The sequence below is a fragment of the Burkholderia sp. AU38729 genome (genome assembly GCF_020419725.1).
GTDB lineage: Bacteria > Pseudomonadota > Gammaproteobacteria > Burkholderiales > Burkholderiaceae > Burkholderia.
This window is the reverse complement of sequence record NZ_JAIZQO010000005.1, coordinates 45,153-58,539: the sequence shown is the minus strand read 5'-3', so window position 1 is coordinate 58,539 and position 13,387 is coordinate 45,153. Positions and strand designations below refer to the sequence as shown.

General features: G+C 66.5%; 14 protein-coding genes. 2 read left to right on the top strand and 12 right to left on the bottom strand.

Annotated elements, in window-relative coordinates; translation table 11 throughout:
- Nucleotides 1-622: 622 nt before the first annotated feature.
- The 8 genes from LGM56_RS14755 to LGM56_RS14720 form a co-directional block, all read right to left on the bottom strand.
- Nucleotides 623-2,437 carry an ExeM/NucH family extracellular endonuclease gene (locus LGM56_RS14755; RefSeq protein WP_226205356.1) on the bottom strand — a complete coding sequence of 605 codons (1,815 nt, stop codon included), beginning with the start codon at nt 2,435-2,437 and terminating at the stop codon, nt 623-625.
- 221 nt (nt 2,438-2,658) lie between these two features.
- Nucleotides 2,659-3,600, bottom strand: coding sequence for a CopD family protein (locus LGM56_RS14750; protein WP_226205355.1), 942 nt, complete (start codon nt 3,598-3,600; stop codon nt 2,659-2,661).
- Nucleotides 3,597-3,977, bottom strand: coding sequence for a copper homeostasis periplasmic binding protein CopC (gene copC, locus LGM56_RS14745; protein ID WP_089428408.1), 381 nt, complete (start codon nt 3,975-3,977; stop codon nt 3,597-3,599). Before copC ends, LGM56_RS14750 begins: the two co-directional genes overlap by 4 nt.
- A gap of 14 nt (nt 3,978-3,991) precedes the next feature.
- Nucleotides 3,992-4,339, bottom strand: a complete 348-nt coding sequence (locus LGM56_RS14740; protein ID WP_226205354.1) for a copper-binding protein — start codon at nt 4,337-4,339, stop codon at nt 3,992-3,994.
- A gap of 67 nt (nt 4,340-4,406) precedes the next feature.
- Nucleotides 4,407-5,702 carry a multicopper oxidase family protein gene (locus LGM56_RS14735; protein ID WP_226205353.1) on the bottom strand — a complete coding sequence of 432 codons (1,296 nt, stop codon included), beginning with the start codon at nt 5,700-5,702 and terminating at the stop codon, nt 4,407-4,409.
- 1 nt (nt 5,703) lies between these two features.
- Nucleotides 5,704-7,200, bottom strand: coding sequence for a TolC family protein (locus tag LGM56_RS14730; protein ID WP_226205352.1), 1,497 nt, complete (start codon nt 7,198-7,200; stop codon nt 5,704-5,706).
- The gene (locus LGM56_RS14725; RefSeq protein ID WP_089497802.1) at nt 7,197-7,478 is read right to left on the bottom strand and encodes a hypothetical protein; all 282 of its coding nucleotides are present in this window, start codon (nt 7,476-7,478) and stop codon (nt 7,197-7,199) included. The genes LGM56_RS14730 and LGM56_RS14725 overlap by 4 nt, the downstream gene beginning before the upstream one ends.
- 90 nt (nt 7,479-7,568) lie before the next feature.
- Nucleotides 7,569-7,967 carry a hypothetical protein gene (locus tag LGM56_RS14720; RefSeq protein WP_089497803.1) on the bottom strand — a complete coding sequence of 133 codons (399 nt, stop codon included), beginning with the start codon at nt 7,965-7,967 and terminating at the stop codon, nt 7,569-7,571.
- A 244-nt stretch (nt 7,968-8,211) separates the two neighbouring features.
- Here LGM56_RS14720 and LGM56_RS14715 point away from each other — a divergent pair, with 244 nt between their 5' ends.
- The gene (locus LGM56_RS14715; protein ID WP_226205351.1) at nt 8,212-8,883 is read left to right on the top strand and encodes a heavy metal response regulator transcription factor; all 672 of its coding nucleotides are present in this window, start codon (nt 8,212-8,214) and stop codon (nt 8,881-8,883) included.
- Entirely contained in the window at nt 8,880-10,289 is a 1,410-nt protein-coding gene (locus LGM56_RS14710; RefSeq protein WP_226205350.1) for a heavy metal sensor histidine kinase, read from the top strand. The genes LGM56_RS14715 and LGM56_RS14710 overlap by 4 nt, the downstream gene beginning before the upstream one ends.
- Nucleotides 10,290-10,308: 19 nt before the next feature.
- Here LGM56_RS14710 and LGM56_RS14705 read toward each other — a convergent pair whose 3' ends face one another.
- The 4 genes from LGM56_RS14705 to LGM56_RS14690 all read right to left on the bottom strand — a co-directional run bounded on the left by LGM56_RS14705 (nt 10,309) and on the right by LGM56_RS14690 (nt 13,363).
- On the bottom strand, nt 10,309-11,517 hold the full coding sequence (locus LGM56_RS14705) for an MFS transporter (protein ID WP_226205349.1): 1,209 nt from the start codon (nt 11,515-11,517) through the stop codon (nt 10,309-10,311).
- Between the two features lie 86 nt (nt 11,518-11,603).
- A complete protein-coding gene (locus tag LGM56_RS14700; RefSeq protein ID WP_089428416.1) occupies nt 11,604-11,789 on the bottom strand; it encodes a DUF1289 domain-containing protein in 186 nt (61 codons plus the stop codon).
- A gap of 2 nt (nt 11,790-11,791) precedes the next feature.
- Nucleotides 11,792-13,075 carry a CDF family Co(II)/Ni(II) efflux transporter DmeF gene (dmeF, locus tag LGM56_RS14695; protein WP_226205348.1) on the bottom strand — a complete coding sequence of 428 codons (1,284 nt, stop codon included), beginning with the start codon at nt 13,073-13,075 and terminating at the stop codon, nt 11,792-11,794.
- 12 nt (nt 13,076-13,087) lie between these two features.
- Nucleotides 13,088-13,363 (bottom strand): metal/formaldehyde-sensitive transcriptional repressor, encoded by a 276-nt coding sequence (locus LGM56_RS14690; RefSeq protein ID WP_089428418.1) that lies wholly within the window; start codon nt 13,361-13,363, stop codon nt 13,088-13,090.
- Nucleotides 13,364-13,387: the final 24 nt, after the last annotated feature.

The window sequence follows — 13,387 nt, the reverse complement described above, 5'->3', positions numbered from 1 at the left end:
CAGTCGGCGGTTGGGGATTGGACTTCCAAGAGACTGAACTTGATACAGACACAGCAAACTGCTGGCGAGAATGGTGCTCGGACGCCCCCTGCAGTTTGGACAACTTTTATATGACCCAAATTTACGACAACACAAAAATAGGCGGTGCTGCGCCGCGTTGTCAAAGATCATTCGGATATTAAAAAACCCGCAATGATGCTAACGGCGGACAGTGTCTGGCAATTGAAAGAAAACGGGATTATTCGTGCATTGCGCGCGCTGTCGACAATAATCCGCAGAATCCGCCGCTTTTATCGAACAACCAGCAATCCTTTACTGGCAATGATGTTGCGGCACGAAATCCTTCAGATCACTAGAATTATTCTTTCATTTTAATTATTCTTGATCGCTTAATTCAGCGCGACGGCATGTTCCGGCGGCCATTCAATGATTCAAGTCACTTCAGCCATTCTTCAATCGATGCGTTTATCCGCACCGCGCCATCCATAAAATACCGATTTCTCGAGTTCCAATAAATTCAGCGGAATTATTTACCCTTCTCTCCTGCCGGCGCTTCCAATAGGGATGAAGCGCGACATGCAGCCTCGCCGCACGCCGCGCTTCTTCCACATTCAATTCGCCATTACTTCCCGCCGCCCGGCAGCACGATATCGATCAGCACCGGATCGTGATCCGACGAGCGATACGCATCCGGCGCGTAGAACGTCTTCTGCTGCTCCGCCGACTTGTACGCAAGCGTGTACTGCAGCGCGAGCGGCTCGTCCGCGTTGATGTGCCATTCGTGCACGGCCTTCACGTGCGAGGCGAGCGGCAGCGTCGCGAGCGCGTGATCGAGGTAGCCGGCTTCGCCGTTGTACACGTAGCTGTACGCATTCGCGCCGATCCAGCGCGCGACGAGGTTGCGGTAGCCGCGCGATTCGAGCGTGCGGATCGGGTCTTCGTACGTGTAGCTGTTGAAGTCGCCGATCAGCAGCACGCCCTGGCCGGCGACGCCCGTCGGGTTGCCGGCGAGCCAGTCGGCCACCTTCGCCGCCGCGCGCGTGCGCGTCGGGTTCCAGCAGCCCTGGCCGTCGCCCTGGTCGAGATCGTCGTTCGCGGCGTCCGGGCAGTTCTTCGACTTCAGGTGGTTGACCGCGACCGTCAGCGACTGCTTGTTGCCGTTGATCAGCCGGAACGACTGCGCGAGCGGCTGGCGGTTCTTGTCGTCGATCGCGAGCGTCGCCGCGCGGCCGACCGGTTCGACCTTGCGGCTGTCGTAGATCATCGCGACCGTGATCGCATCGCCGCCGAGGCGCGACACGCCCGGATCGACGACGCGCCAGTGATTGCCGAGCTTCGCCGCGAGCTGGCGCACCGCGCTCAGTTCGCCATAGCCGTTGTTCTGGATTTCCATCAGGCCGATCACGTCGGCGTCGATCGCCTTCAGCGCGCTGACGATCTTCGCTTCCTGGCGCTGGAATTCCTGGAAGTTCTTCGCGCCGCGATTGTTCGGATCGTCGAAGCCGCCGCCGAGACCGTTGCCGTTGAAGTAGTTCAGGACGTTGAACGACGCGACGCGCAGGTTCGATTTCGGATCGCGCGCCGGTGCGTGGGTGCGCGGGTTCGTGCGTGCGTCGAATGCCGGCACGGCGGCGCCCGGCAGCGGCTGCACGCGCCCTGCGCCGTAGCGCACTTCGAGCACGCCTTCGACGTCGCGCACCGTGTAGCCCGCGCGCAGCGTGTTCGCGGCCGACAGGCCCGGGGCCGGATACGGCACGGTCGCGGGGTTCTGCTTGTTCGAGCCGTCGTCGAGGATCAGGCGGTTGCGTGCGTTCGCCTCGATCTGCGTCTGCGCCTGCGCGGGCGGCACAACGCTCGTCGGCGTGCGCAGGCGGCCGTTGCTGAGCATCACGCTGCCGTAGCGGCCGAGCTCGTAGTTGTCGGTGACGTTCAGCGTCTGCGGCAGGCGCACGAGCATCCCTTCATACGCGGCGAACGCGTTCGGGCTGTCGACCGGCAGCGTGAGCGTCACGGGCGTGACGATCTGGTTGTTCGCGCACACCGCGATCGCGCCCGACTGCGTGAGCTGCGTCTGGCCGTACTTCTCCTCGACCTTGCCCGCCACGTGCACGAGGTCGCCCGCTTTCGCCCGCACCTTCGGCGCGTAGACGAACAGGCCTTCCGACACGCCCGGCTGGTTGCGGCGCTGCGCGTCGGCCTGCTGGACGAAGAAGCCGCCGAAGCCGTCCGTGCCGCCGAAATCGGCAGTGACGACCGCCTCGATCGACACGTTCTGGCCGGCGAGCGGCGACGGCGCGCCCGGCCCCTGGATATCGGCGATCGGCGTCGTGCTGCCGCCGCAGTTCGGGCTGACGGGCGCGGCAGTGGCGGCGAAAACCGGCGCGGCGAGCGTCGGGAGCAGCAATAGCGGGGTGATGAGGCGGATTGTCGAGCGCATGACGGGGAATCCCGGTTGTGAGGGTGGCGAAAGCTTAGCGGCGCTCAATGACAGTTTTTGGTAATACAAAGACAGGCTGATGTAATTGTCGTTATCACGCTGCGATCGCCGTCGAGCGTGTGTTTACGCCGGAAAATGCGGGGAAATCGTCTGATGAAAATCCGCCGCGCCCGTGACGATTGCCCCGCGTGGTCTCGCTGCCGCGGCTCCGCGCCGCCACGCTACACCGTGCCCGGCAACGCGCTCGACACGAGCACGGCCGCGACCATCAGCACGCCGCCGAGCACCACCGCCTCGATCCGCAACACCGTGCCGAACCGTTTCAACGAACTGACCGGCATCGAAGCGGCCGGATCCTTCAACGCGGCCAGCAACGTTGGCATTCCGAAGAAGCGGTTGTGTCCGCCGAGTGCCGCCGCGATCAGCACGAGCGCGAGCTTCAGCAGCAGGATCTGCCCGTACGCCGATGCAAGCAGATTGACGGGCGTATCGACGCCGCGCCAGCCGTTGTACGCGCCGGTCGCGAACAGCACGATCAATGCGTAGGTCGACGCATCGGATAGCGACTGCACGAACGATGCGCCGGTCGTGCGTTCGCTTGCGGGCATCGCTGCAAGCCTCGGCATCACGCCGAATGCCGTCACGAGCACGAGCCCGACCCATGCGCTGATCGCCAGCAGATGCAGCCAGTCGATCCACACCGGCACGCTGAACAATCCGGCATCCACCGGATGCCCGCCGTTGCTGCGTGCGAGCGCGACGCAGGCCAGCGCGGCCCACATCGCGAACGGCAAGCGCCTATCGTTCGCACACCGGACGAACGACAGCACCACGACGACGAGCATGAACACCGCGCCGGCCAGCCACGCATGACCGAAGCCGGTGCCCGCGAGCATCGCGCAGACGGCCGGCCCCGCTTCGAGCAACGACACCTCGCTCATCAGCGCGCAGTGCGCCCAGAACGCGGTGATGCTTGCGAGCAGCGAGATGACGGACGCGATGCGCAGCGTCGCGCCGAGCCGCCGCGCGATGCCGTGCTGCCACGCCGACGCGCCGCGCGCGAGCCAGTGGCGGCCGAGCAGCGCGCCGATGACGACGGCGAACCCGGCGTTCTGGATCGCCACCGATACGAGCCGCAGGAGACCGATGACGCCGTCGTTCACCCCTTCACCCTGAACGTATAGGTGCCTTTCGTGCGATGCGCGTCGGCCGTCATCGCCACCCACTGCACCGTGTACGCGCCGGGCGCGAGCTTCGGCATCGCGACGGTCATCACGCGCGGGTTCGCCGCATCGACCTTTGCCTTGTCCTGCGTGACGGCGTTGCCGTTCGCATCCGACACCTTCACCGAGCTGAACGCCGGTTCGAGGTCTTCGTTGAACGTGAGCCGCACCGTGTCGGGCGCGGTGTCGACCGTGCTGCCTGTCGCCGGTGCCGCGCTTTCCAGCTTGCCGTGCGCGGATGCCGCGATCGGTGCGGCGGCGAGCATCGCACCGGTCGCGACGATCGCGGCCAGCCGCGTGAGGGTCGTGATCTTCATGGGCACGCTCCGCGTCACGGCTTCTTCAGTTCGACGACGGTCAGCGCACCGTCCACGTCTTCCGCGACGAAGTCGATCTTGTCGCCCGCTTTCACCTGCGACAGCATCGCCGGATCCTTCACCTTGAACACCATCGTCATCGCATCCATCCCGAGGTTTTCGAGTGGGCCGTGCTTGATCGTCAGCTTGCCGGCAGCCGTATCGACCTTGCGGATTTCGCCGTGCGACATGCCCGACATCGCCGCAGCCGCCTGCTTTGTGCCGCCGCTCATGTCCATGCCGGCCATGTCGCCGGCCGCATACGTCGCCGCGGAAAACGCCAATGCCCAACCCGTTGCCATCAAAACCAGTCCCTTCTTCATCGTGTCGACTCCCAGTGAATGAAACGAAACCGGCGGCCGCATGCACGCAGCCGCCGCATGCTGCTGCTCAGCCGTCCGGCAGTTCGCCGGTGTACTCGTATGCGACGGTGCCCTTCGGATGCCTGAACCAGCCCGGGTCGCGATAGTCGTGGCGGCCAAGCCCCTGCCGCACCTTGCAGACCGTGAACATGCCGCCCATCTCCAGCGGACCGAACGGGCCCGTGCCCGTCATCATCGGCAGCGTGTTGTCGGGCAGCGGCATCTCCATGCCGCCCATCGCGCCGCCGGTGCTGCCCATCGCCATGTAGTCGGGCACGAGCTTGCCGATGCGCTGCGCGAGATCCTTCTGCGGCACGCCGATCAGGTTCGGCACCTGGTGGCCCATCGCATTCATCGTGTGATGCGACTTGTGGCAATGGAATGCCCAGTCGCCCGGGCGATCGGCGGTGAACTCGATCGCGCGCATCTGGCCCACCGCGACATCGGCGGTCACTTCCGGCCAGCGCGCGGCCGGCGGAATCCAGCCGCCGTCGGTGCCCGCGACTTCGAAGCTGTAGCCGTGCAGGTGGATCGGGTGGTTCGTCATCGTCAGGTTGCCGAAGCGAATCCGCACGCGGTCGCCCGCGCGCACCGGCAGCGGATCGATGCCCGGGAACACGCGCGAATTGAAGGTCCACATGTTGAAGTCGGTCATCTCGTTCACGCGCGGCGTGTAGCTGCCCGGATCGATGTCGTATGCGGCGAGCAGGAACACGAAATCGCGATCGACCGGCATCGTGCCGCGATCCTTCGGATGCACGATGAACATGCCCATCATTCCCATCGCCATCTGCACCATCTCGTCGGCGTGCGGGTGATACATGAACGTGCCGTGCGCTTCCAGCTGGAACTCGTAGACGAAGGTCTTGCCGGGCGGGATATGCGGCTGCGTGAGGCCGCCGACGCCGTCCATCCCGTTCGGCAGCCGCAGCCCGTGCCAGTGGATCGTCGTGTGCTCGGGCAGCCGGTTGGTCACGAAGATGCGTACCTTGTCGCCTTCGACGGCCTCGATCGTCGGGCCCGGCGACTGGCCGTTGTAGCCCCACAGGTTCGCGTTCATGCCGGGCGCCATCTCGCGCACGACGGGCTCGGCCGTCAGGTGGAACTCCTTCCAGCCGTTCTTCATCCGCCACGGCAGCGTCCAGCCGTTGAGCGTCGCGACGGGCGTGTACGGGCGGCCGTTCGGCGGCACGAGCGGCGGCTGCGTACCGGTTTTCGCCATCGTGGGCGCTTCGGGCAGCGACGCGGCGCCGGCCTTGCTGACCATCGCGGCGCCCAGCAGCGCGGCGCCCGAGCCGCTGAGAAATTGTCGACGGGACACCATGTCAATGACCTTCCGGATGCGGTTGCGTCGCGGGCGCCGGTTGCGCCGCGGATGAAGAAGCCGGCTGCGGCGCAGCGTCGGCGTGTGAAGGGGCGTCGGGTTGGGTGGATGGCGTCGCGCGCGGCGTGGCACCGTCGGACGGCAGCCGGCCTCCGACGGCCATCTGCAGATCGGTTTCGGCGAGCCAGTAATCCTTCAGCGCATCGATGTAGCCGTTGACCGCGCCGACCTGTTCGCGTGCATCGGCTAGCAGCTCGAACACGCTCGCGAGCATCCCGTTGTAGCGCAGCAGGAGTTCGTCGGAGATCGTCTTGCGCAGCGGCACGACTTCGTCGCGATAGTGGGTCGCGACGTCGTAGCTCGTCACGTACGCCGCATACGACTCGCGCACGTCGGAGCGCGCGTCGATGGCCGTTTTCGCGAGCCGGTTCGCCGATTGCATGTAGACGGCCTCGGCGCGCGCGACCTTCGCGCCGCCCCAGTCGAACAGCGGGATCTCGACGCTGATCTCGTAGCCGTGCTCGTGGCCCTTGCCGGTCTCGTAGTCGTTCACGTAGCCGAGGTCGACCGCATTGACGAAGCGCGTCGCCTTGCTCAGGCCGAGCGACGACGCGACGCCCTGCGTCTGCAGCTTCGCGGCCTGGATGTCGAGGCGGTTGCTCATCGCGAACCGCTCGAGATCGGGCAGGTTCGGCCGCGCGTTCGGCAGGTCGGGCAAGCGCTCGGGCAGCGCGTATCGCGTGCGGTCGCCCCACAGGCCCATCGCGCGCGTGAGCTTCTCGCGCGCGGCGACGGCCTGCTGGCGCGTCTTCGCGTGCTGCGCAACCGCATCGGCATGGAACGCCTGTTCACGCGCGTAATCGAGGCGGCTGAAGTTGCCGGCCTGCCGCATGCGCAGCGCGAGTTCGGCGGCCGCGCTCGCGGCATCGCGCACCTGTTGCGCATAGTTCGCGGCCTGCTCGGCCGCGACGGCCTCGACGTACGCACGGCGTGCGTCGGCTGCGACCTTCAGCATCGCGTCGGCGGTTTCGAGCTTGGTCTGCTCGAAACGGCGGCGTTCGATGTTCGTCGCGAGCGGCATCGTCAGCAGCGCGAACACGTTCGCCGAGAACGTGCGGCCGAGCGTCAGCTCGCCGTCGCCGGCGCGGGTGCGGCTGAACGCGAAGCGCGGGTTCGGCAGCCGGCCAGCCTGGACCAGATCGGCTTCCGACAGCCCCAGTTCCGCATATGACGCCTGCAGCCCGCGGTTGTTCAGCAGCGCGACCTGCACCGCGTCGTCCATCGACAGCGGCTTTGAAAGCAGCTCCTTCGTGCGCTTGTCGACGGCTTCGCGGTCGGCGTCGGTCTTGATCACCACCGCGTCTTTCCCGATGCGCTCCGACGCGGCGGAAGACACCGCGTCGAAGCCACCGTCCTTCGAAAACGTCGTGCAGCCGGCGAGGAAGGCCAGCACGGCCGCGGCCGCGCCGATCCTCGGCGATATCGCAAGCATCGTCATTGCGCGGCGCCTCCGTGCTTCGAATGCGTGGCGCCGCTTCCGGCCGCGCCGCCCGTCGCACGGCCCTTCGCGGGCCGTGCCATCACGTCGCGGTTCAGTTGTTTCCAGCCCGGGCCTTCGTCGTCCCGATACGGCCGGTAGCCGTCGAATGCGGAGGTCACGGTGATATCCGGCACGGCCACGGTGGCATCCGCTGGATCGGGCAGCGGGGTTTGCGCTGGCGCGAGCGACGGCACGAGGGCCGCCGCGCTCAACAGCGCCGCAGTAATGAATCGCATGAATGGGTCTCGTCACGAGTCGTCCGGCGGCCTTGATACCGCCGCCGGAACGGATTGCAGAGCGCGGCCGGTCGAGGCCGCGGGCAGGGTCTAGACGAGAAGCCGGCGCGGCGGCCTGTCGATGCCGCCAGTCAGGAACGACACGACGACGGGCGCCGAAGCGAAAGAGACGAGCGCGATACCGATACCCGACGCAACGGACATCACGGGAAGATCCGCCATGCCGGTGCCGAAGCAGCAGGATCCGCATGCGGAACATGGCTGTGCATGTCGCGCATGATCGCCGCGCGCGTGCTCGTCTTTATGCTGGCCACCATGCGCGCTCGGCATCGCACGCGGCGCGACCGCGTCATCGTCGCTTGCTCCGTCCCCCGCGTGCGGCATTGCCGCGACCGCCCCCGCGCACGCCATCGACACAGCCGCGAACGACTGGATCGGCAGGCTCAGCGCCAGCAGCACGACGACGAGGAATTTGCGCCAGTACGACATGGATGCGAAATCACGCAGGCAACGACCGGATGGGCCGGCGCAGCGCCGCGACGGCGCGCTCCGGGGACACGACGGCCGCAGCTTATCGTCGCCGCGGTGACGACGACATGGCCGAAACATGACCGCGGTTTCATGACAATTCCGTCATCCGGCGGTCACCCTTCGCGCACGCACGCCGCCGTAAGCTCACGCGTTACACTGACCGGCTGGAATCACGGATGACTCACGGACAGCCTGCCTCACCATGCGAATACTGATAGTCGAAGACGAGCCCAAGATGGCGTCGTACCTCCGCAAGGGGCTGATGGAGGCGAGCTACACGGTCGACGTCGCAGAAAACGGCAAGGACGGGCTGTTCCTCGCGCTGCACGAGGAGTTCGATCTCGTCGTGCTCGACGTGATGCTGCCGGAAATGGATGGTTTCGAGGTGCTCAAGCGGCTGCGCGCACAGAAGCAGACACCCGTGCTGCTGCTCACGGCGCGCGAGGCGATCGAGGACAAGGTCGCCGGGCTCGAGCTGGGCGCCGACGACTACCTGCTCAAGCCGTTCGCGTATGCCGAGTTCCTCGCGCGCATCCGCTCGCTGCTGCGGCGCGCGCCGCGCAACGTGCGCGACGTCCTGCAGGTTGCCGATCTCGAAGTCGACCTGATCCGCCGCCGCGTGCGGCGCGCCGACACCCGCATCGACCTGACCGCGCAGGAATTCGCGCTGCTGCAGTTGCTCGCCGAACGCGAGGGGGAAGTGCTGACGCGCACCTTCATCACGTCGCAGATCTGGGACATGAATTTCGACAGCGACACGAACGTCGTCGATGCGGCGATCAAGCGCCTGCGCGCGAAGATCGACAACGCGTATGAGAAGAAGTTGATCCACACGATCCGCGGGATGGGCTACGTGCTCGAGGATCGTTCGTGACGCGCCGCCCTGGCGCGTATTCGCTGCTGCGGCGGCTGACGCTCGCGTTCGCCGTCGTCGCCGCGCTCGTGTTCGCGCTGACCGGCGCGTACCTGTATCGCTCGCTGTCCGCCGAGCTGACGCGGCGCGACGACATCGAGATTTCCGGCAAGCTCAACCAGTTCCTGCAGCTTGCACACGCGAGCGGATCGATCGCCGCGCTGCGCGCTGATCCGGCCGTGTTTCATGAGGTGCTGCTGTCGCATCCGGGCGTGTATCTCGGCATCTACGATGCGCAGAACCGCGCGCTCGTCGAGCATTCCGACGAGGCCGGCAATACGCTCGCGTCGGTGATCGCGGCACCGCATCCGGCCAGCCGAGCCCGCGAGCCGTTCACCTGTTCGCCGCCCGGCATCGGCACGTCGCGTTGCGTCTATGCACGCGAAACGCTGCCGTCCGGCGACGCGATCCAGGTCGCGCTCGCGCGCACGGCGACCGATCGCCAGTCGCTGCTCGAAAGCTATCGCGTCGACATCTGGCTCGCGGCGGCCGTGGGCGCTCTGCTGGTCGGCGCGCTCGGCTATGCGGTTGCGTCGCGCGGCCTGCGCCCGGTCGAGAGCCTCGGCCGGCAGACGTCGCGCATCGAGGCCCACAACCTGAACGCACGGCTCGACGCGCGCGGCGGCCCGGTCGAGCTGCGTGAACTCGCGACGTCGGTCAACCGGATGCTCGACCGCCTCGAACGCGCGTTCGTGCGGCTGTCGCAGTTCTCGTCCGATCTCGCGCACGACATGCGCACGCCGCTCGCCAACGTGATCAGCGCGTCGCAGGTCACGCTGTCGCGCGCGCGCACGACCGAGGAATACGAAGCGCTGATCGATTCGAATATCGAGGAATGCGAACGGTTGCAGCGGATGATCGAGAACATGCTGTTTCTCGCGCGCACCGATAACGCCCGGCAGCACCTGAAGACCGCCGAGCTCGATGCGGGCAGCGAGCTGCGCCGGCTCGCGTCGTATTTCCAGGCGCTGGCCGACGAAGCCGGCGTGCGGATCGACGTGCACGGCGAAGCGCCGGTCGTCGCCGATGCGACGCTGTTCCGGCGTGCCGTCAGCAACCTTACGTCAAACGCGCTCGAACATGCGGAAGCCGCGTCGACGATCGAGCTCGCGGTGTCGGCGCAAGGCCGCTACGCGGTCGTCGAAGTCACGAATCGCGGCACTGCGATTCCGCCCGAACAGGTCGACAAGATCTTCGAACGCTTCTACCGGATCGATTCGTCGCGGCACGGCGCGGCGCGCAACGCGGGGCTCGGGCTCGCGATCGTGAAGTCGATCATGGAGCTGCATCGCGGCAAGGTCGAGGTCGCGAGCCGCGACGGGCGCACGACGTTCGCGCTTCATTTTCCGCGGGGCACGGATAGCTAGACCGTTCGCCGCCTTCCGGCTAGCGATCCTGAACCGCGGCAAATGACGCGCGAATGCACACGAGCAACGCGATGGTCACCGCGCTGAACACGGCCCCTGCGTAGAACGTCGCCGCCGCCCCCACCCGGTCCCACAGGATGCCCGCGACGACACTCGACACGAGCGTCACCACGCCGCTGAGCAGGTTGAACACACCGAACGCCGTGCCTCTCAATGCGGACGGCGCGGCATGCGCGACCATCGTCGCGAGCAACCCCTGCGTCATCCCCATATGGAGCCCCCACAACGCGACACCGACCAGGACGGTTGCCCAATGCGCGCCAAGCGCAAGCACGATATCGGCAGCGATCAGCAGGACGAGCCCGGCCACCATCAGCGTCTTGTGGCTCGTCGTGTCGGCGAGCTTGCCGAACGGGTAGGCCGACAATGCGTACACGACGTTCATCGCCACCATCACGAGCGGCACGAGCGCGACGGGCACGCCGCTACCCATCGCGCGCAGCACCAGGAACGCCTCGCTGAAGCGGGCCAGCGCGAACACGGCGCCGACGGCGACGACCCACCAGTAGCGCGCACCGAGCTGCGCGACGACATCGCGGCGGATCGGGTTGACGCGCGGCTCGCCCGGCGCACGCGCCGGCTCGTCGATACCGAACGCGAGCAACGCCACGGCCAGCACGCCGGGAATCACGGCCAGCCAGAATGCGAGGCGGAAATCGTCGTGCCACACCAGCATGATGATGACGGCCAGAAGCGGCCCGAGGAACGCGCCCACCGTATCGAGCGACTGTCGCAGCCCGTAGGCGGCGCCGCGCAGGTGGACGGGGGTGACATCGGCCACCAGCGCATCGCGCGGCGCCCCACGAATCCCCTTGCCGATCCGGTCGACGATCCGTGCCGTCACGACGACGCCGAGCGTCGGCGCGATCGCGAACAGCGGCTTGCTGAGCGCGCCGAGCCCGTATCCGGCGACCGCCAGCCATTTGCGATTGCGCAGGTAGTCGCTCAGCGTGCCGGAGAACACCTTGACGACCGGCGACGTCGCCTCGGCGATCCCCTCGATGACGCCGATCGCGGTCGCGCTCGCGCCGAGCCCCGCCATCAGGAACATCGGCAACAGGCTGTGGATGATTTCCGACGACACGTCCATCAGCAGGCTGACGCAGCCCAGCACCCAGACACTGCGCGGAATCTGGCGAAGAACGCCGGTCGACGGTTCGGTCTGCATGGGTCGCTCCCGGTTCAGGAATCCCGACACGGGATGCCGGTGATACTACTGCAGTCCGGTGGCACGACCGCGCATGCCGGCCCGCGCTATTCCCCCGTCTCGCGCCGGATCTTCGCCTGGCGGCGATGGCGGTCGTTCAGTATCTGGTGCCGGCGATGATCGGTCAGTTTCTTCCAGTCGCGTGCCTCGTCGCGCGTCCTCAAGCAGCCCGTGCAGAATCCGGTGCGGCCATCGAACGCGCACAGCTCGATACACGGCGATTTCACGGCCACGGTCAGGCAGCCTTTGCCGGCGTCATCACTTCGACGGTTACGTGCGACACGCCGCCGAAGCCTTCGACCAGTGCATGGTAGAAGCGCGCGTCGCGCGCCGCATCGACGGTCTCGACCGACACGATCGCGCTCATGTGGCCGGGGCCGACCCGCCACACGTGAAGATCGTTGACCTTGTCGCCAAACGCCTCGATCGCGTGACGTACGCGCTCCGCCAGCTTGCGGTCGACATTGACGTCGAGCAGGATGCCGCCCGTATCGCGCATCAGCCCGTACGACCAGTTCGCGATGACGAGCGCGCCGACGATGCCCGCGACGGGGTCCATCCAGACCCAGCCGAAAGCCCGCGCGAGCAGCAACCCGATAATGGCCAGCACCGACACCGCGGCATCGGCGATCACGTGAACGTAGGCCGACCGGATGTTGTGATCGCGGGCCGCCGCAGCGTGCGCGCCTTCATGATGATCGTGTTCGACGAACGTCAGCGCGTGCTCGTTGCCGTTGAGCGTCACGATCGCCTCGAACGCATGGGGCTCGGGAATGGTCTCCCGCGATTCCAGGAAGCCGTTGCGCGCCACCATCGTGAAATGCTGTCGCGACTGGTCGGGACGGACAGTCGTGATCGATGCAAGCACCCCGTCGACGCTCGACTCGCCTGTGGCAGGCGCGATCCGGAACACCGGCGGCACACCGTCCTCGAACACCGATACGTCGAACACGCCGGCTGTCGAGAACACCCGCATGGCCTCATCCGCGTGATCGTCGTGCGCGTGCCCATGGCCGTGGCCGTGCCCATGATGGTGGCCGTGATCGTGCCCGTGATGCCCGCCGCTCAGCAGCCACACGCTCGCGAGGTTGACCGCGAGACCCAGCACAGCGATCGGAATCGCCTCGCCAAAATGGATCGGTACCGGCGCCAGCAACCGCGCAACCGCCTCGTAGCCGATCAGGATCGCGATCATCGCGAGCACGATCGCGCTCGTGAACCCGGCCAGGTCGCCCAGCTTGCCGGTGCCGAACACGAAGCGCGGATCGTTGGCATGCCTGCGCGCATAGGTATAGGCCAGCGCGGCGATCAGCATCGCGCCTGCGTGCGTCGACATGTGCAGCCCGTCGGCGACGAGCGCCAGCGACCCGAACAGCGTGCCGCCGACGATCTCGACCATCATCATCGCCGCGCACAGGCCGATCACCATCCACGTCCGCCGCTCGTTCTGCTCGTGCGCGGCGCCAAGGAAGATATGGTCGTGCCCCGCGCCGAACGCATCATTCGTGAAATTGCTCATGCTCCACCCCGATCACTTGAAATAGCTGTGCACCACGTCGATCAGCTGCTCGGTCGCGCTGCCTTCGTGCTCGTCCGGTCCATGTGCATCGACCATGTGCTCGCGAATGTGGTCTTCCAGCACGACGGCCAGCAGCCCGTTCATCGCGCCGCGACAGCTCGTGATCAATTGCAGCACCTCGTTGCAGCCGCGCTCGTCCCCGAGCGCGCGCTCGATCGCCTCGACCTGGCCCTTGATACGGCGCACGCGGTTCAGCAGCTTCTGTTTTTCACGAACGGTATGACTCATCGATGACGGACTCCTGCATAGGGA